The 20,400-nt window shown below is 67.1% G+C and carries 20 protein-coding genes; 11 read left to right on the top strand and 9 right to left on the bottom strand.

Annotated elements, in window-relative coordinates:
* Positions 1–25 precede the first annotated feature (25 nt).
* From J9611_RS22520 to J9611_RS12485, 3 genes are all read right to left on the bottom strand, one after another.
* On the bottom strand, positions 26–1,501 hold the full coding sequence (locus J9611_RS22520) for a Mu transposase C-terminal domain-containing protein (RefSeq protein ID WP_307857091.1): 1,476 nt from the start codon (positions 1,499–1,501) through the stop codon (positions 26–28).
* The gene (locus J9611_RS22515; RefSeq protein ID WP_307857090.1) at positions 1,455–2,273 is read right to left on the bottom strand and encodes a TnsB C-terminal domain-containing protein; all 819 of its coding nucleotides are present in this window, start codon (positions 2,271–2,273) and stop codon (positions 1,455–1,457) included. The genes J9611_RS22520 and J9611_RS22515 overlap by 47 nt, the downstream gene beginning before the upstream one ends.
* A 115-nt stretch (positions 2,274–2,388) precedes the next feature.
* Complete coding sequence (locus tag J9611_RS12485; protein WP_211880608.1) at positions 2,389–2,976, bottom strand: recombinase family protein; 588 nt, start codon at positions 2,974–2,976, stop codon at positions 2,389–2,391.
* A gap of 194 nt (positions 2,977–3,170) precedes the next feature.
* On the opposite strand from J9611_RS12485, the gene J9611_RS21895 reads away from it, so the two are divergent.
* The gene (locus tag J9611_RS21895; RefSeq protein ID WP_246527754.1) at positions 3,171–3,416 is read left to right on the top strand and encodes a recombinase family protein; all 246 of its coding nucleotides are present in this window, start codon (positions 3,171–3,173) and stop codon (positions 3,414–3,416) included.
* Complete coding sequence (locus J9611_RS21890; protein WP_246527750.1) at positions 3,413–3,601, top strand: helix-turn-helix domain-containing protein; 189 nt, start codon at positions 3,413–3,415, stop codon at positions 3,599–3,601. Before J9611_RS21895 ends, J9611_RS21890 begins: the two co-directional genes overlap by 4 nt.
* Positions 3,602–3,688: 87 nt before the next feature.
* Here J9611_RS21890 and J9611_RS12475 read toward each other — a convergent pair whose 3' ends face one another.
* Positions 3,689–4,528, bottom strand: coding sequence for a class I SAM-dependent methyltransferase (locus J9611_RS12475; RefSeq protein ID WP_211880607.1), 840 nt, complete (start codon positions 4,526–4,528; stop codon positions 3,689–3,691).
* A gap of 5 nt (positions 4,529–4,533) precedes the next feature.
* The gene (locus tag J9611_RS12470; RefSeq protein WP_211880605.1) at positions 4,534–5,598 is read right to left on the bottom strand and encodes an NAD(P)/FAD-dependent oxidoreductase; all 1,065 of its coding nucleotides are present in this window, start codon (positions 5,596–5,598) and stop codon (positions 4,534–4,536) included.
* A gap of 121 nt (positions 5,599–5,719) precedes the next feature.
* Here J9611_RS12470 and J9611_RS12465 point away from each other — a divergent pair, with 121 nt between their 5' ends.
* Positions 5,720–6,304: a helix-turn-helix domain-containing protein gene (locus J9611_RS12465; RefSeq protein ID WP_211880604.1), complete on the top strand. Its 585-nt coding sequence runs from the start codon at positions 5,720–5,722 to the stop codon at positions 6,302–6,304.
* Positions 6,305–6,317: 13 nt separating this feature from the next.
* Positions 6,318–6,653, top strand: coding sequence for a recombinase family protein (locus J9611_RS12460; RefSeq protein ID WP_307857089.1), 336 nt, complete (start codon positions 6,318–6,320; stop codon positions 6,651–6,653).
* A gap of 745 nt (positions 6,654–7,398) precedes the next feature.
* On the opposite strand, the gene J9611_RS12455 is transcribed toward J9611_RS12460, so the two are convergent.
* The gene (locus tag J9611_RS12455) at positions 7,399–7,698 is read right to left on the bottom strand and encodes a cupin domain-containing protein (protein ID WP_211880603.1); all 300 of its coding nucleotides are present in this window, start codon (positions 7,696–7,698) and stop codon (positions 7,399–7,401) included.
* 217 nt (positions 7,699–7,915) lie between these two features.
* On the opposite strand from J9611_RS12455, the gene J9611_RS12450 reads away from it, so the two are divergent.
* The 4 genes from J9611_RS12450 (at position 7,916) to J9611_RS12435 (ending at position 13,836) form a co-directional block, all read left to right on the top strand.
* Positions 7,916–8,347 carry an ester cyclase gene (locus J9611_RS12450; protein ID WP_211880602.1) on the top strand — a complete coding sequence of 144 codons (432 nt, stop codon included), beginning with the start codon at positions 7,916–7,918 and terminating at the stop codon, positions 8,345–8,347.
* A gap of 162 nt (positions 8,348–8,509) precedes the next feature.
* On the top strand, positions 8,510–9,757 hold the full coding sequence (locus J9611_RS12445) for an FAD-dependent oxidoreductase (protein ID WP_211880601.1): 1,248 nt from the start codon (positions 8,510–8,512) through the stop codon (positions 9,755–9,757).
* Between the two features lie 1,328 nt (positions 9,758–11,085).
* The gene (gene lplAB, locus J9611_RS12440) at positions 11,086–12,192 is read left to right on the top strand and encodes a lipoate-protein ligase LplAB (RefSeq protein WP_211880599.1); all 1,107 of its coding nucleotides are present in this window, start codon (positions 11,086–11,088) and stop codon (positions 12,190–12,192) included.
* Positions 12,193–12,339: 147 nt separating this feature from the next.
* Positions 12,340–13,836: an FAD-dependent monooxygenase gene (locus J9611_RS12435; RefSeq protein ID WP_211880598.1), complete on the top strand. Its 1,497-nt coding sequence runs from the start codon at positions 12,340–12,342 to the stop codon at positions 13,834–13,836.
* A 47-nt stretch (positions 13,837–13,883) separates the two neighbouring features.
* Here the strand turns inward: J9611_RS12435 and J9611_RS12430 are convergent, their stop codons facing one another.
* On the bottom strand, positions 13,884–14,387 hold the full coding sequence (locus J9611_RS12430) for a MarR family winged helix-turn-helix transcriptional regulator (protein WP_246527753.1): 504 nt from the start codon (positions 14,385–14,387) through the stop codon (positions 13,884–13,886).
* A 67-nt stretch (positions 14,388–14,454) separates the two neighbouring features.
* Here J9611_RS12430 and J9611_RS12425 point away from each other — a divergent pair, with 67 nt between their 5' ends.
* Genes J9611_RS12425 through J9611_RS12415 form a run of 3 tightly spaced genes read left to right on the top strand, consistent with a single transcriptional unit; the run spans position 14,455 to position 16,638 of the window.
* On the top strand, positions 14,455–15,099 hold the full coding sequence (locus J9611_RS12425; RefSeq protein ID WP_211880596.1) for an LUD domain-containing protein: 645 nt from the start codon (positions 14,455–14,457) through the stop codon (positions 15,097–15,099).
* 55 nt (positions 15,100–15,154) lie between these two features.
* Complete coding sequence (locus J9611_RS12420; RefSeq protein ID WP_211880640.1) at positions 15,155–16,153, top strand: Gfo/Idh/MocA family protein; 999 nt, start codon at positions 15,155–15,157, stop codon at positions 16,151–16,153.
* 50 nt (positions 16,154–16,203) lie between these two features.
* The gene (locus J9611_RS12415) at positions 16,204–16,638 is read left to right on the top strand and encodes a hypothetical protein (RefSeq protein WP_211880595.1); all 435 of its coding nucleotides are present in this window, start codon (positions 16,204–16,206) and stop codon (positions 16,636–16,638) included.
* 7 nt (positions 16,639–16,645) lie between these two features.
* Here J9611_RS12415 and pepN read toward each other — a convergent pair whose 3' ends face one another.
* Both pepN and J9611_RS12405 read right to left on the bottom strand, forming a co-directional pair.
* Complete coding sequence (gene pepN, locus J9611_RS12410; RefSeq protein WP_211880593.1) at positions 16,646–19,312, bottom strand: aminopeptidase N; 2,667 nt, start codon at positions 19,310–19,312, stop codon at positions 16,646–16,648.
* Between the two features lie 28 nt (positions 19,313–19,340).
* Positions 19,341–20,345 carry a YeiH family protein gene (locus J9611_RS12405; protein WP_504741952.1) on the bottom strand — a complete coding sequence of 335 codons (1,005 nt, stop codon included), beginning with the start codon at positions 20,343–20,345 and terminating at the stop codon, positions 19,341–19,343.
* Between the last annotated feature and the right edge of the window lie 55 nt (positions 20,346–20,400).

Here is a 20,400-nt window from a genome sequence, read left to right as displayed (position 1 = left end):
TATTTGGCGGCGTTATGTGGCGCGGTCAGCTGCCGATGAGCAGGGTTTCGCGGGCTGCTTCGACGACTTCTTTTGTGATGCTGTTGAGCTGGTTGATGTCGCGGATGCGCGTGATTTGGGTGAAGAGGCGTTGGATGAGCCGGAAGTTGCCGTTGGTGATGCGGGCGACGGCAGCGATGGCTTCGGGGTCGGTGAAGTCGTGGGGGTCGATGGTCAGGCCGAGTTCCTGCCAGCGGTTTGTCAGGACGAAGGTGAGTTCGTCGGTGCTGAGGGTCCGGTAGTGGTGGGCGAAGCCGATGCGGCTGTAGAGCTGGGGGTAGCGGGCGAGGCGTTTTTCGATGCCGGGCATGCCGATAAGGACGACGCCCATGGTGTGGCGGTCGAAGTAGTCCCTGACCTGCTCGAGCGCTGGAGGTTTGAGCCGGTCGGGCTCGTCGATGATGAGGAGTTCGGTCTGGCCGGATGCCCGCGAGTCGCGGTGCTCGAAGACGTCGATGTTGCCGTTGTGGGCGTATTCGACTGCCCAGGAGATCTTCTGGCAGGTTCGGGGTAGTTCGCGGTCGATCTGTCGGGGGCTGATGGTAACGGTGGGGGTCCAGAATGCGGTTCTGGCCTCGAGCACGCGGGCAGGTATGGGCTCGGTGTTGGTTTCGCCGGGCCGTTGCCATTGTTCCCATTCGGTCGCGCCGGCGTAGGCGCGTGCGGAGAGGGTTTTGCCGACGCCGGGCGGGCCGTAGCAGACGCCGATGTGGCGGTTGGTGCGCACCGCGGTGGCGAATTCGGTGAAGCGCCGGTGCTCCTTGGTGACGAGAAGTGCCGGTGTGTCGGGCGGCACCGGTGGCGGGGCCAGGGAAATCTCGCCGAGGTCGTTGAAGAGGAAGCGGCGTCCGTCGTCATTCTCGTTCGTGGCGGGCATGGGCGTTCCGATCCTTGTGGTCAGTCTTCGGCGTAGGTGCGGAGCCGGTGCTGCTTCGGATCCGCGGGTTGCCCGCCGGTTTCGGCAGGTTCGGCGGGTGCCGGCGGCGCGTAGCGGTCGTCGGCGGGGAGGGCATCGGGCGAGGCTGAGTCTGGTGCGCAGCTGCTTCTTCAGTTCATTCCGGCGTGCTGATCTGGCGGCCTTGAGCTGCTTGAAGGTGAAAGAACCGGCGGCGAGTTCGGGGGCGATGGCACGGCAGAGGAACGTGTCCTGGTGCCAGACGCGGATCTCGGCCATGTCCCGGGGGTCGTAGCGGATGGTGACGGTCTCGCCGACGAAGGCGGAAAGTGTGAGGTCCAGGTAACGCAGGCCGTTGAAGTGGATGCCGTCGCGGTGGACGATGCGCTGGTGTGCGACGGTCAGGAGCAGGAAGTCAAGGTCCTCGGGCCGGGCGGGCATTCTGGGGACCCAGCCCCCGGCCTGCCAGCGTGCGGCGGGGACCTCTCCGGTTTCGGAGTGCGTTCGTTGGTTGTATTCGTCAACGATGAACCGCTCCAGGGCTGTGTCGAGCTGCTCGAGGGTCATCGTCGGTGCCGTCACCGGGGTCCCGCGGGTGCCGTGCGGGATGAAACCGGGAAGATGCGGCAGGAGCCCGTCGGTGATGGTGGGGGGGGTAGAACCGCTCAATCTTCCCGCGGCCCTGCGGCACACCGGGGAGGGAATGGATGAGTCGGATGTGCGTGTCAAGGCAGACCCGTTCAAGGTGGGTGCTGGTGAAATCCGCGCCGTGATCGCTGTAGAGGAGATCGGGAAGACCCATGAGCGGCCAGGCCGGATGCTTCTTGCGCTGCACGGCCTGGTGAAGGGCCAGTGCCGTCTGGAGCGCGGTCGGCGCACCGGTGAAGACGGTGTAGCCGGCGACAAAGCGGGAGTAGTCATCGAGTACGACGGTCAGCCACGGGCGTGCGCGGGTGCCGGCGGCGTCGACGATCTCGATGTCCAGCTCGGTGTGGTCGCACTGCCACTGCTCGTTCGCGCGGCTGGCGGTACGCCGGTAGACCAGCTCGAACCGGTCGCGGTAGGCGGCGTCGCCTTCGAGCGCGATTGTGCGCAGTCCGGGATCGATGGCGGCAACGACCGCCCGGACGGTCGTGTAGCCGGGGGCGGGAATGCCGCGGTCGAGCGCGACGGCACCGATCCGTCGGTGGATGAACGCTATGGTCGGCGCCGGGCGGCGGAGCGCGAGGCCTTCGATCGCGCCGACGATTTCGGGCGGGAGCGAATGGCTCCCGCGGTCCGAGCGTGGCCGGCGGCCCAGGGCCTGGACCGAGCGCCGGCGCGGAATCCTGCCGTCCACCGTTGCAGCGTGCGGAGGGGGATGCCGGCCTGGCCGGAGATCCTGGCGAGGGGAACACCGGCGTCGAGGTGCTGCCGGAGCAGTGCCGCGCGGTCTTCGGCCGACAGCCGATGCTTCATGACCGGTGTTCCTCGGCCGCCTGCCGGTGGCGGTAGAGCGTGGCGCGGCTCCAGCCGACGAGCCGGGCCGCGTCCTCAGCGGTGCGTCCCTTCGAGCGGGCGTCTTGGGCGATCGCGAGCTTTTCCGCGGTCACAACCGGATCCGAGCGAGGCCGGCCGAAGCGGGTTCCGCCCTGTCTGGCCGCGGCGATGCCCGCGTTGACCCGTTCGACGATCAGCTCCCGCTCGTATTCAGCCAAAGTCGCAAGCATGTTCAGCATCAGGCGGCCCGACGTTGTTGTGGGGTCAATTCCGTCCGAGATGGACCTCAGGTGCACACCGCGTTCCCGCAGCAGGTTCACCGTGTTCAAGACATCGATCAAGGATCGGCCGAGCCTGTCCACCCGCCACACGACGACGGTGTCGCCCGGCTCCACATACGCGAGGAGCTTTTTCGTCCCGGGCCGCTCAATAGCGGTCTTGCTTCCGGAGGTGACGTCGGCGAACACGTCGCGTTTCTGCACCCCGGCGTCGACAAGTGCATCGAGCTGCAACCTCGCGTCCTGGCCCGACGTACTCACACGCGTATACCCGAGATGGCTCACCCGGCCATTGTGCCTCAGAAACCCTCAGCCAGCACTCACCTGAGACGATTCACAGTGAGACACCTTTCCAAGACACGGGGCGGCCCGGCACGACTCCGATTCCTTCGATCCTCCACGACACGACGTCCGTGTCTCGAAAAACTGTTGGTTTCTAAGACCCGTGAGCGGTTTCCACCACCGAACAGAACCTCGAGCTGCTCCGGGCCGCCGGCGCAGCCCGGGTATTTGCCGATAGCGGCATCAGCGGGTCCACGATAGAACGCCCTCAGCTCTCCAAGGCCTTGGATCGGCTAGAGGCTGGTGACGTTCTCACCGTGTGGAAGCTCGACCGTCTGGGACGCAACACCCGGCATGTCTTGGACATCATCGAGAACATCCGGGAACAGGGAGCGGGCTTTCGCTCGCTCATTGAAGGATTGGACACGAGCGCGACACGATGATCGAACGCACCAGGGCAGGACTCGCCGCGGCCGCAGCCAACAACCGCCACGGCGGAAGACCCCGCAAAGTAGACGATGCTGCCGCTGCCAGGGCCAAAGAACCCAAAGACAAAGGCATCAGCGCATCCGACATCGGCAAGATACTCGGAGTCTCCCGCGCCACGGTCTACCGATACCTCACATAGGCAACGCCAGGAGCGGTCCCGGCTATCTACCTCCGACATCGTCGTAGTCGGACTCTTTGTGCGGGGTCTGCCTTGGGCCGTGCTGGCTCAGGGCTGCTCCTGGGTCTGGTCGGGGGTGGCCACCCAGATGGTCCGGGTGGTGCATGGTTCCAGCTCGATGTCGTCCGGGAATCGCTCCAGCAGGTTTGCCACGGCGTCGCGGTCGTCCGCGGTCAGGGCTGCCAGGTGTGAGAAGCGCGCGAACCACTGCTTGGCGTACTCCCGTGCGGCCGGGGTCACGGGTGCGATGGTTGTCACTTCGGACTGGGTGACGCTGAACCCGGCGGCCTCGATGACCGGCGTCCAGTTCGGGTGGTGGTTCCACCCCTCGGCTGCCGCAGCGGCGTGGCAGCGCTGCTCCAGCAGCGCTCCGCGCGGATCGCTGAGGAAGCGGGGCAGAGCGGCGAGCTCGACGACGACCAGGACCCCGCCCGGCGACAGTGCCTGGCGGACTCCCGAGAGGAGCTGGGCGGGGTGGGTGACGTGGTGGAGTGAGGACGATGCCCACACCAGGTCAACCAGCGCTTCGGTCACTGCATCCGCCGTCATGGAGGAGCCGGCAAGCGTAGGGAAGCCGTCGTCGAGGTCGGCCTCGATCACGGCGAAGCCCTGCTTGCGAAGCAGCTCGAGCATCTGCGGGTCGTTGTCGATGCACGTCACCGTGGCGTCGGGGTACCTCTCGCGCAGTAGCCGGCTACCTGCGCCGGTGCCGGCGCCGAGGTCAACGACGCTGCGCGCAGTTGGCACCCCGGTCAAGCCCAGGACGGCTGCGAGGTGGTCGCCGAACACTTCGGCGTCGAGGTCGAGGACGGGGTGCTGGTCATGACTGCCAGGTCGCTGGTGGTGCTGGTGGTCGTGGTGCCGCGTCGGGTGGGGCTGGTGATCCATGCTGATTACCTTTCTACTGTGGCCGCAGGGCCCATGTCGGTGGCTTTCGGTCCATCATCAAGGCCATGGCGTCGGTGACCGAGCACGGTCTTAGAGACGGCTGCTTCCGAGGCGGCGGAGAAGGGGCCGAAGTGCCCCTCAACGGCCCGTCGGGTTTCCTCTTCGATGAGGTCGGCGTTGATCCTTGCGCCGGTCATGACACCCTCGGCCGCCGCGGTGATCACCTGGGCCGTTAAGTTGGAGACATTGCCCGCCGCATACACGCCGCGGGCGGTCGTCGCACCACCCATATCGCCGGCCTCGATGAACCGTCCGGCCCCCGACGGGTGCACCTGGGAATTTAGCCCGAGTGATTCCAGAAGCGCGGATCTGGCCTCCATCCGTGTTCCGACTGCCAGGGCCTGTAGGTCGAACGAGGGACCCTGGCGGAGCGTGAGCCCCGTGAGGATGCCATCGACAGCGTCAACAGAAGCCACGGCGCCGTCAACGACCGTTACGGACCGTGCGGCGAGCTTGTCCCACTCCTCGTCGGTGGGTTCCACGGTGTCGTTGAGGAAGAGGGTGATATCCCGGGACCACTGCCTGAACAACAGTGCTTGATGGACGGACAGCGGGCCTGTGCCCAGCACTCCAATCCGTTGCCCGCGGATTTCCCAGCCATGGCAGTAGGGACAGTGCACAACGCCCTTTCCCCATTGCTCCCGCAGCCCGTCGATGGGAGGCAGTTCGTCTGTCAAGCCGGTGGTGACGAGGAGGCGTCTGCCGGAGAACCGGCGGGCATCTCCGAGGATCACCTCGAACCCATCGGGGGTTCGCCGCGCAGAAACGGCTTCGCCGTCAATGACCGTTCCTCCATAGGAGAGCACTTCACTGCGTCCGACGGACAGGAGTTCCCCGGGCTTCATACCGTCCCTGGAGAGATAACCGTGTACACCCGCCGCTGGTGCATTGCGGGGAGTTCCGGAATCGATGACCAGCACCGAGCGCAGCGCCCGGCCCAGCGTCGTGGCCGCGCTGAGTCCCGCCGCGCCGCCGCCAACAATCACAACGTCATACCGTGTGGTGTCCATACTGATTTGCCCTTCGATGCGTACTAAAAGTTCGCCGCCAGCGTCCGCGTGCGGTTACAACAGCTTGTATCGCATGAACGAGGTTTGACAAAACATATTGCCGATATGGCAAAGTTGGGGGATGGCAAATGACCTTGACAATGTTCTCGGGGCGGTCGCCCCCCGGCTTCGGGCACTTCGTACGGAACGGAACCTCACGCTCGGAGATGTCTCTACCGCTTCCGGAGTATCGGTTAGTACCCTGTCCCGCCTAGAAGCGGGCCACCGCAGGCCAAACCTAGAAATCCTGCTGCCCCTCGCGAGGTTGTACGGTGTTCCCCTCGATGATCTGGTCGGCGCCCCGCCCACCGGGGATCCGAGAATTCATCTGCGGCCCATCACCCATGGCGGCATGACGGCTGTTCCGCTCACGCGCCGCCCAGGCGGATTACAGGCCTTCAAGATGGTGCTTGCCGGCGAGACCCGCGGGGCAGAGCCCGACCCGCGCGTTCACGAAGGCTACGAATGGCTTTACATCCTCAACGGACGATTGCGTCTGGTGCTGGGCGACAAGGACTTTGAACTTCGCCCTGGCGAAGCCGCGGAATTCGACACCCACACACCGCACTGGTTCGCCAGCGCTGACGGCAGACCCGTCGAGTTCATCAGTCTGTTTGGACAGCAGGGAGAGCGGATGCACGTACGCGCACGGCCCAAGCCCTCATAGCCGAAGAAGTCCGATGGGTTCAGTCCTTGATACCTGCCCGGTAAACGTTGGCGGATCCATCGATGACCCTGCCGAACCGGTGGGCCGGCTCCTCTTCAATGTCCTCGGCATGGTTGCAGAACTTGAAGCAGACCTTATCCGATTGAGAACACTCGAAGGCATGGCAATTGCGAAAAGCAAAGGCAAGCTCCGCGGAAACAACCCAATCTCAGACCCGCCAAGATCGCGGCATCTCCGCGCCGTTCACGCGGCCTGCGCACACACCCAATACGAGTTGGCAGAACTGTTCGACGTTTTTCCGTGCCACCGTCTACCGAGAGCTCCAGCGGGCCCAGCCGCAGAATCGTGACATTTAGCGCTGCAAGAACACCGCCACTTATCGCTGTGATCCACAACACCGTCCCGCAGGACCCGTTATGCCGATGTCGGCATAACGGGTCCTACGGGAATCGACCGGCCGCGGAAACGCGGCGATCTCGATCCAAAAACTTTGAGTGGCGGTTGCTCCGTTGGAGGACCGGCTTACGGGACGTTTGGGGGCTACGAAGTCGTCTTTGGAGTTCGGATTGCAGACCATAAGGCGGGACCGGACTGTCGCCGGTGTCTATGTCGCCTCCCCGTTACCTAATGGAGTGTGAGGGTCCGTGGTGGCGGGATTGGCGGTCCGCCGCTGGTAAGTGAAGCGGTGGCTGCCCCCCCCCTGCGGCGGACCGCCCGAACATTTCAGGTTCCGGGGCGGGGCCGCCATCGTGAGTAGCAACGTGCAGGGCAGCGGATGGGGGATCGTCGCTCCTCTGCGGCCACCTTGCCTTCGCACCCGGCCGTTTCGGGGGTGGTGGGTGATGGCGTGGACGGTGAATTACTGCCTGCCTTTCGGAACGGTCTTGCGTGACTGGCGGCTGACCGGGAGTTCTGGGGCAAGAACGCCGCATCAATTCGAACATGCCGAGAATCGCAGGCAGGGGCCCACATCAGGCCAGAGCCCAACTCACACTGAGCGCGGGGACTATGCCTAGCTGAACAGTCACCCTTCGGCAGATTCTGCCGGATGGAGATGGAGCAGAATCGGGCGGACGGAGCTATCGACCTAGCGTTTACCGCTTGAGCTCGACCAGATAGCCGTGCAGTTCGCCGTCGCCGGTGTTCTCTGTTGTGTGGTCGGTCGCAGGTAAGTACATCGGCTGCCCCGCGGGTAGTTCCATCTCCGTTGTTTCGCCGCCCGATTCCGAGAACCGGACCTTGCCCGCCTCAAGCATGATGGCCACGAGCGCCGGGTGCCCGTGAACATCGGTCTTGGCGCCGGGCGCCATCCTCACCTCCAGCACTCGGACCTGGTCGTTCTCGAGCACGACCTTGTAGATCTCCGGTGCAACCTTGACCGCGTCCTCCGCCATGATCCACTCCACTCCCTCGTATCGGTGCTGCCGGCAACCACGAATCCCCTGCGGACAACATTCAAGTCCTTCGTTGCCGTCGAAGTCAACGGCCCCCGTTGACTCATGAAAGATAGGCCCCCACGCGGGCATCTTTCATGAGTCAACGCGCGGTGTTGACAACGGGTAACTTGGGGGCCAGCATGGCTCTGTTTCCGACCGCAACAGAAGGTGAGCCATGTCAACGGACGAGCTCAAACGCATCGATGACCAGGCGATGACCGCCCTGAACAACCACGACGCCGACGCGTTCCTGGGCATGTTCGCCGACGTATTCGTCTGGCATGACTGGACTGTCCCGGAGCCCATCCGGGACCTGGAGGGAGCCCGCCAATACTTCAATGCGTGGATGACCGCTTTCCCTGACTTTCAGGAAAAACAGACCGACCGGATCGTCGGCGAGGACGCGGTCGCGGTGGAAGTCGAGTTCACCGGGACGAACACCGGGCCCATGGTGATGGGCGGAAACGAGATCCCGGCAACCAACAGGGCCGTGACCGGACGCGGGACCTACATCGCCCGGATCCGGGACGGAAAGATCGTGGAGTACCGGACCCACCCCGACGTAGCCGGGATGATGATGCAATTGGGACTCATGGCCCAGGAATAGGCCCGAGCCCGAGGGCCGGTGCGGAAGTGGAGTCCGCAGTCATATCCGCGCGCCGCCGGCTCGTCGGCGTGCCGGGTCGGTCGTACCCGACGTGCTGCTGCGGACAAAGTATGGAGAAGATCGGCTGAGCGGCCCTGACCTGCGCAGGCGTAGCGTTGGTGCATGGAGAAGACCGGATGCGCGGTGGTCGGCGGCGGTCCGGCCGGCATGATGTTGGGCCTGCTGCTGGCCAGGGCCGGAGTGCAGGTGACGGTGCTGGAGAAACACGGCGACTTCCTGCGGGACTTCCGTGGCGACACGGTGCATCCGTCCACCATCCGGCTGATGGACGAGCTCGGCCTGGGCGATGAATTCCGCCGGCTTCCGCAAAGCCGCCTGCGAAGCGTCGCTTTCCCTGTTCCCGGTGTCGGCCAGGTGACGCTGGGTGATTTCTCGTTGCTACGGCCGCCGTACAACTACGTTGCCATGATGCCGCAGTGGGACTTTCTGAACTTCCTGGCCCGCGCCGCCGCACTGGAGCCCACGTTCACCCTGCGGATGGAGCAGACCGCGACGTCGTTGACGTTCGACGGCGGCCGTGTCACCGGCGTCCGCTACCGGACCGCCGACGGGAGCGAGGGCGCGCTTCGCGCGGACCTCGTCGTCGCCACGGACGGAAGGCACTCCGTGTTGCGACGGGCCGCGGGATTGCAGCAAAGGGATTTTCCGGTGCCGTTCGACACCTGGTGGTTCCGGCTGCCCCGCTATCCGTTCGAGCAGGGGGAAGTGGCCGGGATAGTTCCCGCCTTCGGGAATGGCGAGGGCGTGATTGCACTGTTCCGGGATGACTATTACCAGATGGGTTACTTCGCCCCCAAAGGCTCGGACGGGCGCATCCGCAGCGAGGGAGTGGAGCGGTTCCGGCAGCGGATCGCCTCCGTCCGGCCGGACCTGGCGGACCGTCTGGACGCCATCCGTTCCCTGGATGACCTGCACTGGCTTGACGTGCGGTTGGACCGGCTGCGGCGCTGGTACGTGGACGGGCTGCTGTGCATTGGCGACGCCGCCCATGCGATGTCGCCCGCGGGCGGAGTGGGCATCAACCTTGCCATCCAGGATGCCGTTGCCGCGGCGGCGCGGCTGGCGCCTGCCTTGCTTCGCGGCAACGTCACAGTGAAGGACCTCGCGGCGGTCGAACGGAGACGACGACTCCCCACCGATGTCATCCAGACCGTCCAACGGATCATGCACCACGAGGTGTTTGTTCCGCTGTTCACCGGGAAAAGGACCGGTGCTCCACCGGTCCTGCTGTTTTTGGCCCAGCAAGTTCCGGTGGTGAGGGCCGTCCTGCCCCGTCTGCTCGCCTTCGGCCCCCGGGCCGAACACGCCCCCGGCTTCGCAAGGCGCCCGCAGCAGCGGCTGGCACAATAGCAACGACGTCCGTTGGGGGATCCGGCTCGGACCAGCCACTAAAACTGGATCCCATGACTGCCACCCTTGACACTGCCGCTGCCCGTGCCCGCCTGGTGGAACTGATTAAGGAACTGGCCGTCGGCGTAACCATAGTTCGTGAGTCTTCATGTGAATGTTGTCCGGGTTAGCGATCGAACGTGGTTCACAAGCGGGTTGGGCGGGATCGAGCTTTCCTGGAGAGGATCCCGAGATCTGCCCTTGTCCATAGAAGTGCGAGGATCAGCAGCATCGTCGGTATGGACACGATGACTGCCCCTGCTGAGGCTGCGGTGTCTTGATCGTTCCCATCGGCGTTCGGGGCAGCGAGCATCACGGATGCATACCCGAAGTGTTCCACTGCGGTCCCGATGAGCGCGGCAAACCAGACCCATCTGGTTTGACGTTCGCGGCCCAGGAAGAAGCCCCCACACAAGAGTGCCGAGAGCCGCAATCCCGGCGAACGTCAGGACCACACCGGCTGCGGGCGGTCCTGGATCGCCTGGCAACGCCGTGGCGATGAAGGCAGCAGCTGCCGGTAACCAGATGCCCAGGGCCGGTGCCCGGTCGCGTGGGTATGTGCTCATCTGACCTCCATGGCTCCGGGATCTTATGAGCGAACCTAGCGTGCACCAACGTTCGGCGGCCCCGTGGGTTGGTTAGTGATGCCCGGAGCATTGTTCGGGAGAGTTACTTCACCGGGCGTTCCATCCGACTCGCCGCCAAAGGGACGAGCCGCGTCGTTCGTGACCTCGTCCCCAGTCGCTGGCGTATCTGTCGCGTTAGACCCGCCCGAGAAATCGCCCGCTCACCCTTCCCCCAACGGGACGGATTGCGTTCAGCGCAATGTTGCGAAACCTGTTCGGCAAGCACCGAGGCGGCCTCTGCGCTGGAATGTTCCATATTGCCCAGGACCTCAACCAGTGTTTTCGCAGCCTTTGCCAGCTGCAGCGATGCCCTCGACAAGCGGGGCAGAGACTTCAACCGGGTCGCCGTGGAATCCCTGGCCGCCTTGCGGAGCACGCGATAAGTGACGATGGCATCCAGGGCGTCACACAAATCATCGGCAACCTCGGCCGTCAAGGCCCGCACCGCGCACAGCAGGGTCGCGGCCCGGCGTGGACCCGACAACCCCTGAAGCGCCGATGCCTTACTCGCCAACCCGTAACGGGCCAGGGCATTCATCCGGCCCGCGGGTACCGTCTCCACATCAGCCACCGGACCACTTAGCGTGAAATTCCGCACCAGTCCCAGACCCCGCGTCCGGCGGGCTGCGCTCTGCGCAGCGGCAGCGTGGCAGGATTAAGGGCATGACATCCCTTCCCCCGCCCCAGGACTTCCGCGGCGCTGACGACGGCAGCAACGGCCACCACGGTGAGTACAAGGTCCCCGGCGGCAAGCTGGTGGTGGTGGACTTCGACGTCGTGGACGGGCACTTGGCCAAGGTCTCGCTCAGCGGGGACTTCTTCCTCGAACCCGACGAGGCGCTGCTGGAGATCAACCGGGCACTCACGGGGCTGCCGGCGGACTCAGGGGCCAGGGAAATCGCCGACGCGGTGGCCGCAGCACTGCCGGCGGAAGCGGTCCTGTTCGGCTTCTCCGCCGACGCCGTGGCGATCGCCGTCCGCCGCGCCCTCGCGAAGGCCACCGGCTGGCTCGACCACCACTGGAACATCATTGCGCCCTCGGTCCTGCCGACCCACGTGAACGTCGCCCTGGATGAGGTCCTTACCGAGGAGGTCGGCGCGGGGCGGCGCAACCCCACCCTGCGCTTCTGGGACTGGGAGGAGCCGTCCGTGGTGATCGGCAGCTTCCAGTCGGTCCGCAACGAACTCCACCCCGAGGGGGTGGCCCGGCACGGCATCAGCGTGGTCCGCCGGATCAGCGGCGGCGGGGCGATGTTCATGGAGGCCGGCAACTGCATCACCTACTCGCTGTACCTGCCGCAGACCCTCGTGGACGGCATCAGTTTCGCCGACTCCTACGCCTTCCTGGACGCCTGGGTGATGGCGGCGCTGGCGAAGGTCGGCATCAGCGCCTTCTACGTTCCGCTCAACGACATCGCCACGGACCAGGGAAAGATCGGCGGCGCGGCGCAGAAGCGCCTGGCCAACGGCGGGATGCTGCACCACGTCACGATGAGCTACGACATCGACGCCGAGAAGATGGTCCAGGTGCTGCGGATCGGCAAGGAGAAGCTCTCGGACAAGGGCACCCGGAGCGCGAAGAAACGGGTGGACCCGCTGCGGCGCCAGACCGGCCTGGCCCGCGCCGAGATCGTCGCGGCGATGATGGATGTCTTCACCGAACGCTACGCCGCGACGCCGTCGGAACTGACCGGGGCCGAACTCGACACTGCCCGGGCCCGGGTGGCGTCAAAGTTCGGCACCGCGGAATGGCTGCACCGGGTTCCCTAGCACCTGGACGGCCAGCCCCGGATCGTGCCGCATAATTGCCGAAGACCCGAACCCGGAGAACGGGAGTAGCGAAATGCATGTGTTGTTGTCGACCTATGGGTCGCGCGGGGACATCGAACCCATGGTGGGACCCGCGGTGCAGCGGCGATGACCGGGCATGCGGTGGTGATCGCCGGCGGAGGCCCGACAGGGCTGATGCTGGCGGGCGAGCTGGCGTTGGCGGGCGTCGACGTCGCCATTGTCGAGCGGCGCGCCAGCCAGGACCTCCCCGGCTCGCGCGCAGGCGGTCTGCACTCACGCAGCATCGAGGTCCTCGATCAGCGCGGAATCGCCGATCGGTTCCTCTCGCAGGGACAGGTGGCCCAGGTCGCGGGCTTCGCATCGGTCCGTTTGGACATCAGCGACTTTCCCACCCGGCACCCCTACGGGCTCGGGCTGTGGCAGAACCACACCGAGCGCATCCTGGCCGCCTGGGTCGACGAACTGGCGGTGACGATCTACCGCGGACGTGAAGTCACGGGTATCGCGCAGGACGACACCGGCGTCGACGTCGGGCTGTCCGACGGCCAGTCGCTGCGCGCGGAATATGTCGCCGGGTGCGACGGAGGCCGCAGCCTGATCCGCAAGGCAGCCGGCATCGGGTTCCCCGGGTGGGATCCGACCACCAGCAGCCTGATCGCCGAGGTCGAGATGACCGAGGAGCCGGAATTGGGCATCCGCCGCACTCCCTCGGGCATGCACGCCCTCGGCAAGGTCGAGTACGGGATCAAAGACGGCGAGGTCGTCTACAAGCCAGGGGGGACGGTTGGGGTCATGCTGACCGAGTCGCACGTCGGCACGAGCGAGCCCACCCTGCGCGATCTCAGCGAGGGCCTCATCGCCGTCTACGGGACCGACTACGGGATCCACAGTCCCACCTGGATCTCCAGGTTCACCGATATGACCCGGCAGGCCGCGGCCTACCGCGAGAGACGGGTCCTGCTGGCCGGCGACGCGGCGCACGTGCATTCCCCGGTCGGTGGGCAGGGCCTCAACACCGGTGTACAGGATGCGGTGAATCTGGGCTGGAAGCTGGCCCAGGTGGTCAACCGGACGTCGCCGGAGAGTCTCCTGGACACCTACCATGCCGAGCGCCACCCGGTCGCTGCCCGCGTGCTGCGCAACACGATGGCGCAGGTCGCGCTCATGCGCGTCGACGATCGCATCGAGGCGTTGCGCGACACCGTGTCCGAGCTGCTGAACATGGACGAGCCGCGGAAGCGCTTCGCCGCGATGATGTCCGGCCTGGACATCCACTACGACCTTGGCGAGGGGCACCCACTGCTCGGACGCCGCATGCCGGATCTCGACCTGGTCACCGCCGACGGCCCGCTGCGGGTCTTCACCCTGCTCCACGACGCCCGGCCGGTGCTCCTCAACCTCGGTGAGCCCGGCGGCGTCGACATCAGGCCATGGGCGGACCGGGTCCAGCTGATCGACGCCCGATACGGTGGTACGTGGGAGCTTCCGGCACTCGGGGAGGTCGCTGCTCCCGCCGCCGTGCTGATCCGGCCCGACGGATACGTGGCCTGGGTGGGAGACCGGGCCCAGCCGGGGCTCGCAGACGCGCTCACCACCTGGTTCGGACCGCCTCTCGCGGCGTAGCGTGCCCCGCCCCCGAGCCCGGCTGCGCCCGTCGCTCCCTCATATGCTCAGCCGAACGTGCAGTCTACGATGACTTTTCTCAGGGCGGACTCGAGGAGGGCGAGTTCCTGATCGTCGAGCCGCTCGACGAACAATTTCGACACACCCTGAAGATGGACCGGCACGGTTTCGGTCACACGTGCGACACCGGCGTCGGTCAGAGCAACAACCACGCCGCGCCCGTCCCCGGGGGCGTTCGCCCTGCGGACCAGACCCTCATCGACTAACCTCGCGACGCGGCGCGTCAGCCCCGAGCGCGAGAGGAGCGTGCGGGCAGCCAGGTCAGTCATCCTCAGCCGCCCGCCTGCCTCGGCCAGCTGAGCCAAAACGTCGAAATCGGCCAGGCGCAGGCCGGTGTTGTCCCTGAGATCGGTGTCGAGCTGGCGCATCAGCGTCGCCTGCGCCTGCAGCAATGCCCGCCAGGCACCCTCTCCGCGCCGGCCCGGCAGCGACTCCCGGACAAGCCGGCCGAAGAGAGCGGCTACATCACCGTGGGGGGAATTTTCGTGCATATCCACCAGTTAACTCCATAGGTACTTGCAATCGCAAGCACCTCTGAGCGGTGAGGAGGACCGTCTCATGAGTGAAATCAAGCCCCTCAACAGCACACTCGGCCGTGGATTCTCGGCCCCGGCGGAGGACTCCCGGGTAATGCGAACCGCGGCGGCGCTGGAAGAGCACGGGATCACTGTGCTTCGCGCCGCGAACGCAGCAGTGGCCAAACGGATCGTCCTCGATCTCATCCCGGCGGGATCGCAGGTGCACCACGGCGCGTCGCAGTCACTCGAAGCTTCGGGCATCGCCGGGCAGATAGCGGGCTCCGGAAGGTACGAGTCCCTCCGGTCACGCGTCTTCGGCATGGACCGTGCGACGCAGGCCGACGAGATCCGCCGCCTGACCGCCTCGCCCGACGTCATGCTCGGCAGTGTCCACGCCGTCACCGAGACCGGGTCCCTGGTCACCGCCTCCGCGAGTGGCAGCCAACTCGGCCCCTACGCAGCCGGCGCGGGGAAGGTCATCCTCGTGGTGGGGACGCAGAAGATCGTGCCCGACCTGAAGGACGCACTCCGGCGCATTGACGACTACGCCTTCCCGCTCGAGGACGCGCGTGCCCAGGCAGCGTACGGCATGCACAGCGGCGTGAATAAAGTTCTCATCATCAATCGCGAGTGGATACCCGGCCGCATCACCGTCGTCCTCTGCGATGAGGCACTGGGGTTCTAGCCATGCCTGACTCGACGCTGGGTGTGGGGATCATCGGGGTCAGCCCCGTCCGGGGCTGGGCTGCCACCGCGCACATCCCGGCACTGCGCGCGCAGCCGGCGAAGCGTTCGGGGTGCGTGCGGTGTTCGCAGACCACGGGCAGCTGCTGGCCCGACCGGACATCGACGTGGTCGCCGTCACTGTCAAGGTCCCGCACCATCGGGAACTCGTCTCCGCCGCACTTGCCGCCGGCAAGGCCGTCTACTGCGAGTGGCCACTTGGCCGGGACATCGACGACGCCAGGGCGATGGCCGCACTCGCCGCCGGGCACGGGGTGCATACGGCCGTCGGGTTGCAGGCCCGCCAGGCCCCGGCGATCGGGTTCGTCCAGGAGCTGCTCAGCGACGGATACGTCGGCGAGGTCCTGTCAACGACCATGGTGGGGCTGTCGGTCCCGGGCAACGCCGTGGTCCAGCCCAACGCCTACATGCTCGACAAGACAAACGGGGCCAGCGTGCTCACGATCGCAGCCGGGCACAGCCTGGACACCCTCAACCACGTACTGGGCGAGTTCGCCGACCTGTCGGCCGTGACGGATCTTCGCAGGCCGCTCATCACCATCAAAGAGACCGGGGAACAGATCGTCAAAACGGCGCCCGACCAAATCGCCGTGATCGGCACCCTCACGTCCGGAGCGACCGCCAGTGTCCACATCCGTGAGGGAGTGGCCGGCGGCACCGGGTTCCTCTGGGAAATCAACGGAACCGACGGAACGCTCCGGATCACCGCCGACGCCGCATACCCCGAAATCTACCCCCTGACCGTGCGGGGAGCGCACGGGCGGAACGAGCCCGCCGAGCTTGCTGTCCCGGCGGCGCTGAGGCAGAAATGGCCCGCGCTCACCGGCCTGGAAGGAACGCCGGCCTATAACGTCGGGCGCGCCTACGCGGCGTTCGCGGCAGACATCGACAGCGGGACCCACACCGTGCCGGACTTCGCCGCCGCCGTCGCACGCCACGAGCTCATTGCCGCGATCGAGAGGTCCGCGGCGTCAGGGGAACGTGTGAAGACCTAGTTCACTGAGCCGAACCGAATTATGACGAGATTTCATGAAAGGAGCCGACCATGAGACTCACCCACATCCCTCTCCGCCTGACCACAGGTGCATTCATCCTGAATGCCGGGTGGGGAAAACGCCACCTGGACAAAGACAGCGCGGCGGGGCTTCAGGCCATGGCAGCCAGGGTCATTCCGCCGGTCAGCAGAATCGACGCCGGGAAGTTCGGCAAGATCCTCAGCTACGCGGAAATAACCCTGGGTGCGGCACTGCTGACACCCTTCCTGCCCAGCCGCCTGGCCGGGATCGGTCTCGGGATCTTCTCCGGGTCCATGTTCACCATGTACCTGAGGACACCAGGCATGACGCTGGAGGACGGCATCCGCCCCAGCCCGCAGGGAACTGCGCTGGCCAAGGACATCTGGATGCTCGGCATCGCCGCCCCCCTCGTGCTGGACCGCAAGCCCAGGCCTGGAGATGCAACCCGGCGGAGCCCTTCCTGAAGCGCCGCTAGGGCCGGCCCTGCGGGAGCGGCTGCTCCGTCTGCGGCTGTGTTGCCCGGCCCTGTGCTTTGAGGGCCCGGTGCAGCAGGCTGCGCTGTTCGATGATGATGCGCCGCAGGGCCCGCGGGGCGTCGGGGTGCTCCGCCAGCCAGTTATCGGTGCGGACGATCACGGCGTGCGTGTCCGGGGTCCCGCCCTGCCCGTCCAGGTCCTGCCCGGCCGGGTAGAGGCCGCGGACGATCCGGCTGGCGATCTCGATGCTGCGCCCTGCCCAGACCTGCTCCAGGGACTCGAAATAGGGGTCGATGAAGGGCGCCAGCAGGGCAGGGTCCCCGGTGCTGAACCCGGCGATGGTGGCGCTGAGGAGCTGGTTGGACAGGGCCGTCCCGTGCACGGCGGCGTCCCACGCGGCGGCCTTGACCGCGGCGTCGGGGCGGGCGGCGAGGGCCGTGGCGTGGCCGGACTTGCCGGCGGCGGTGTTGTCCCGGGCGAGCTCCGCGTCGAGCTGCCCGGGACCGGCCTGGCCGTGGGCGGCGAGGGCGTGCCAGAGGTTCCAGCGGAGTTCCGCGTCCACCGCGAGCCCCTCGATCACGGTGCTGCCGTCCAGGAGGCCGCGGACCAGGTCCAGGGCGCCGGCGTCGTAGCGGCTCGTGGCGGCCAGGGTCCGCGCCCACGCCAGCTGCCGGTCCGAGCCCGGCGCCGCGGCCTCCAGCTCGGTGGCCGCCGTGGTGAGGAACCCGTGCCGCACTGGGTCGCGTTCCGCCGCGGGGACGTACCGTTCGATCGCGGTGGAGGCGTTGCCGAGGACGGTGAGCAGCACGCCGATACCCGTTTCGGCGGGGCCGAAACGTTCCACGGCGTCCACGTAGCGGGCCGCGGGGGTGACGGCGTCGCGGGCGGAATCCCACAGCGCGGTCCAGCACAGGGCCCTGGCCATCGGGTCGCTGAGCCTGTCGAGGGAACTGCGCACCGTGGCTTCTGAGTGCGGGTCCAGCCGGACCTTGGCGTAGCTGAGGTCGTCGTCGTTGACGAGCAGCAGGGCAGGCCGTGGCATCCCGGCCAGCTCCGGGACGGCGGTGCGGGCGCCGTCGAGATCGGTCTCGACACTGCCTGTGCGGACCAGGGCGCCTGCGGCGTCGCGGTTGTAGAGCCCGATCCGGAGCCGGTGCGGCCGTGGTTCCTGTGCTCCGGTGACGGGGTCCTCGGCGTCCTGCACGACCGTCACGGCGCCCAGCACGGGGCCCGTGCCGCCGCCGTCGTGCTCCTCGATTTCGCAGGAGAGTGTTGAGATGCCGGAGGTCTGCAGCCACTGGCGGGCCCAGCCGGCGAGGTCCCGGCCGGAGGCGGCGCCGAGGGCGGCGAGCAGCTCGGCCAGGGTGGTGTTGGAGTAGGCGTGGTCCTTGAAATACTGCCGGGAGCCGGCGATGAACGCCTCGAACCCCACATAGGCCACCAGCTGCTTGAGTACGGCGGCGCCTTTGGCGTAGGTGATGCCGTCGAAGTTCTGCTTTGCGGCCTCGAGGTCCGGGACGTCGGCGACGATCGGGTGCGTCGTGGGCAGCTGGTCCTGCACATAGGCCCAGGCCTTGCGGTTGCTGGCGAAGTTCACCCACGCCGTGTCCCAGCCGGTGGTCCGGTCCACGCCCAGGGTGCCCATGTAGTCGGCGAAGGATTCCTTGAGCCACAGATCGTCCCACCACGCCATCGTGACGAGGTCGCCGAACCACATGTGCGCCATCTCGTGCAGGAGCGTGTTGGCGCGGGCCTGGTACTGGGAGTCGGCGGCACGGGAGGTGAAGACGTAGCTTTCCGTGAAGGTCACCAGGCCCGGGTTTTCCATCGCGCCCAGGTTGTACTCCGGCACGAAGGCCTGCTCGTATTTGCCCCAGGGGTAGGGGAAGTCGAAGAGGTCATTGAAGAAGTCCAGGCCCTTCCTGGTCAGCGTGAACAGCGCCCCGGCGTCGAAGGAGGCCGCCATGGACGCCCGGCAGTACAGTGCCAGCGGCACGTCCAGGGTGGTTCCGTCCTTCAGCGTGCGGCTCCAGGCGTCCTCGGCCTTGAAGTACGGCCCGGCGAGGACGGTGGTGATGTAGGTGGACATGGCCGGGGTGGGGGCGAAGTCCCAGCGGCTGGTGGCCGGATCGCCGGCCAGCCCGGTGCGGAGCGTCTCGGCACCGTTGGAGGACACCTGCCAGTGCGAGGGGGCCAGAACATGGAAGGTGAATCCGGCCTTGAGATCGGGCTGCTCGAAGTTCGCGAAGACCCGGCGTGCGTCGGCGGGCTCGTACTGGGTGTAGAGGTAGCACTGGCCGTCGGCCGGGTCGAAGAACCGGTGCATGCCCTCCCCGGAGGTGCTGAAGAGCGCGGTGCCGGTGACGGTGACCTGGTTCTCGGCCTGCAGGTTGTCGAGCCGGATCCGGGAGCCGTCCACGACGTCGGCGACCGGCAGTTCCCTGCCGTTGAGGAAGACGCTGTGCACCTCGGCGGCGATGAAGTCCAGGAAGGTGGTGGCACCGGGCTCGGCGGCGGAGAAGGTGATGGCGCTGCGGCTCGGGTAGCCGGCGGTTTCGGGGTCCGCGGCGTGCCGGACGTCCAGGGAGACGTCGTAGCTGTGGGTGGTGATCAGGGCGGAGCGTGCTGCGGCTTCATCCCGGCGCAGGTTCTGGTTCGACACCCCGCTATCTAACCATGCACGCCTGCGGTCAGCGCGCCGGGAACATCAGCGCGGCCGCCGCCAGGCCCAGCACGGCAATGAGCAGCCAGGAAGCCAGCGCGGCCAGCAGCGCCCGGGCGCCGGTGTGCAGCAGCGCACCGACCCTGACGGCCGAGCCGAGGCCGAACAGTGCCATCCCCAGCAGGAGGTCCTGCAGGACGGCGGCCGCGTCCAGCACCGGCAAGGGAAGCCAGCCGGTGGAGCGCAGCGCCGCCAGGGCGACGAAGCCGACGACGAAGAGGGGGACCACCGGCGGAAGCGCGGCGACGTCGTCGGCGGAGCGGCGGTGGTGCAGGCCCGCGGCGGCGACCATCGGCGCCAGCAGGATCACCCGGGTGAGCTTGACGACGACGGCGACGGCCAGCGCCGAGGCGCCGGCGGTCTGGGCGGTGGCGACCACCTGGCCGACGTCGTGGACCGAGGCTCCCGCCCACGCCCCGAATACCTCCGGGCTGAGCCCCAGCGGCTGCACGAGCAGGGGCAGCACCCCGATGGCGAGGGTGCCGCAGAGGGTCACGAGAGCGACCGGGAGCACCGTCTCCGGCTGCCGGATCCGGCGCACGGCGGCCATCGCCCCGATGGCCGAGGCCCCGCAGATCGAAAAGCCCGTGGCGATCAGCAGCGACACCCGGGGCGGCAGCCGGAAGAGCCGGCTGATGGCGTAGGTGCCGGCGAAGGCCGCGAGGACCACTCCCGTGATCAGCAGCAGGGCCTGCCAGCCCAGGCCCAGCACGTCCACGAGGCTGACCTTCAGGCCCAGCACCACGATCCCGCCGCGCATCAGGTGTTTTCCCGCGAAGTCCAGCCCCGGCCGGCCCGCACCGGCCGTCCACGCGCCCACCCCCGGCAGGTTGGCGGCCAGCAGCCCGAGCAGCACGGCAAGCGTCATCGCCGGCAGCACGGGAACCAGCGCATGGACGGCGAGGGCAAGCCCGACGGCGGCCGCGGCGGCCAGCAGGCCCGGGGCGTCGGCCAGCAGGCGCGCGGCGGCCAGCAGGCGCGCGGCGGCCAGCAGGCGCGCGGCGGCCAGCCTCAGGCGCGGGGCGCCG

The organism is Pseudarthrobacter albicanus (assembly GCF_018224015.1).
In the GTDB taxonomy this organism is placed as follows: domain Bacteria; phylum Actinomycetota; class Actinomycetes; order Actinomycetales; family Micrococcaceae; genus Arthrobacter; species Arthrobacter albicanus.
The sequence above is the reverse complement of the archived record's forward strand: the minus strand, read 5'-3'. Positions and strand labels throughout refer to the sequence as shown.

Excerpts from the sequence above, each read along its gene's own strand:
- J9611_RS12460 (WP_307857089.1), top strand. The coding sequence starts at position 6,318 with ATGGGTTCAGTCCTTGATACCTGCCCGGTAAACGTTGGCGGATCCATC.
- J9611_RS12435 (WP_211880598.1), top strand. The coding sequence starts at position 12,340 with ATGACCGGGCATGCGGTGGTGATCGCCGGCGGAGGCCCGACAGGGCTG.
- J9611_RS12455 (WP_211880603.1), bottom strand. The coding sequence starts at position 7,698 with ATGGCGGAGGACGCGGTCAAGGTTGCACCGGAGATCTACAAGGTCGTG.
- J9611_RS12430 (WP_246527753.1), bottom strand. The coding sequence starts at position 14,387 with ATGCACGAAAATTCCCCCCACGGTGATGTAGCCGCTCTCTTCGGCCGG.
- J9611_RS12470 (WP_211880605.1), bottom strand. The coding sequence starts at position 5,598 with ATGGACACCACACGGTATGACGTTGTGATTGTTGGCGGCGGCGCGGCG.
- J9611_RS12475 (WP_211880607.1), bottom strand. The coding sequence starts at position 4,528 with ATGGATCACCAGCCCCACCCGACGCGGCACCACGACCACCAGCACCAC.
- J9611_RS12465 (WP_211880604.1), top strand. The coding sequence starts at position 5,720 with ATGGCAAATGACCTTGACAATGTTCTCGGGGCGGTCGCCCCCCGGCTT.
- J9611_RS12445 (WP_211880601.1), top strand. The coding sequence starts at position 8,510 with ATGGAGAAGACCGGATGCGCGGTGGTCGGCGGCGGTCCGGCCGGCATG.
- J9611_RS22520 (WP_307857091.1), bottom strand. The coding sequence starts at position 1,501 with ATGACCCTCGAGCAGCTCGACACAGCCCTGGAGCGGTTCATCGTTGAC.
- J9611_RS21890 (WP_246527750.1), top strand. The coding sequence starts at position 3,413 with ATGATCGAACGCACCAGGGCAGGACTCGCCGCGGCCGCAGCCAACAAC.
- J9611_RS12425 (WP_211880596.1), top strand. The coding sequence starts at position 14,455 with ATGAGTGAAATCAAGCCCCTCAACAGCACACTCGGCCGTGGATTCTCG.
- J9611_RS12450 (WP_211880602.1), top strand. The coding sequence starts at position 7,916 with ATGTCAACGGACGAGCTCAAACGCATCGATGACCAGGCGATGACCGCC.
- lplAB (WP_211880599.1), top strand. The coding sequence starts at position 11,086 with ATGACATCCCTTCCCCCGCCCCAGGACTTCCGCGGCGCTGACGACGGC.
- J9611_RS12415 (WP_211880595.1), top strand. The coding sequence starts at position 16,204 with ATGAGACTCACCCACATCCCTCTCCGCCTGACCACAGGTGCATTCATC.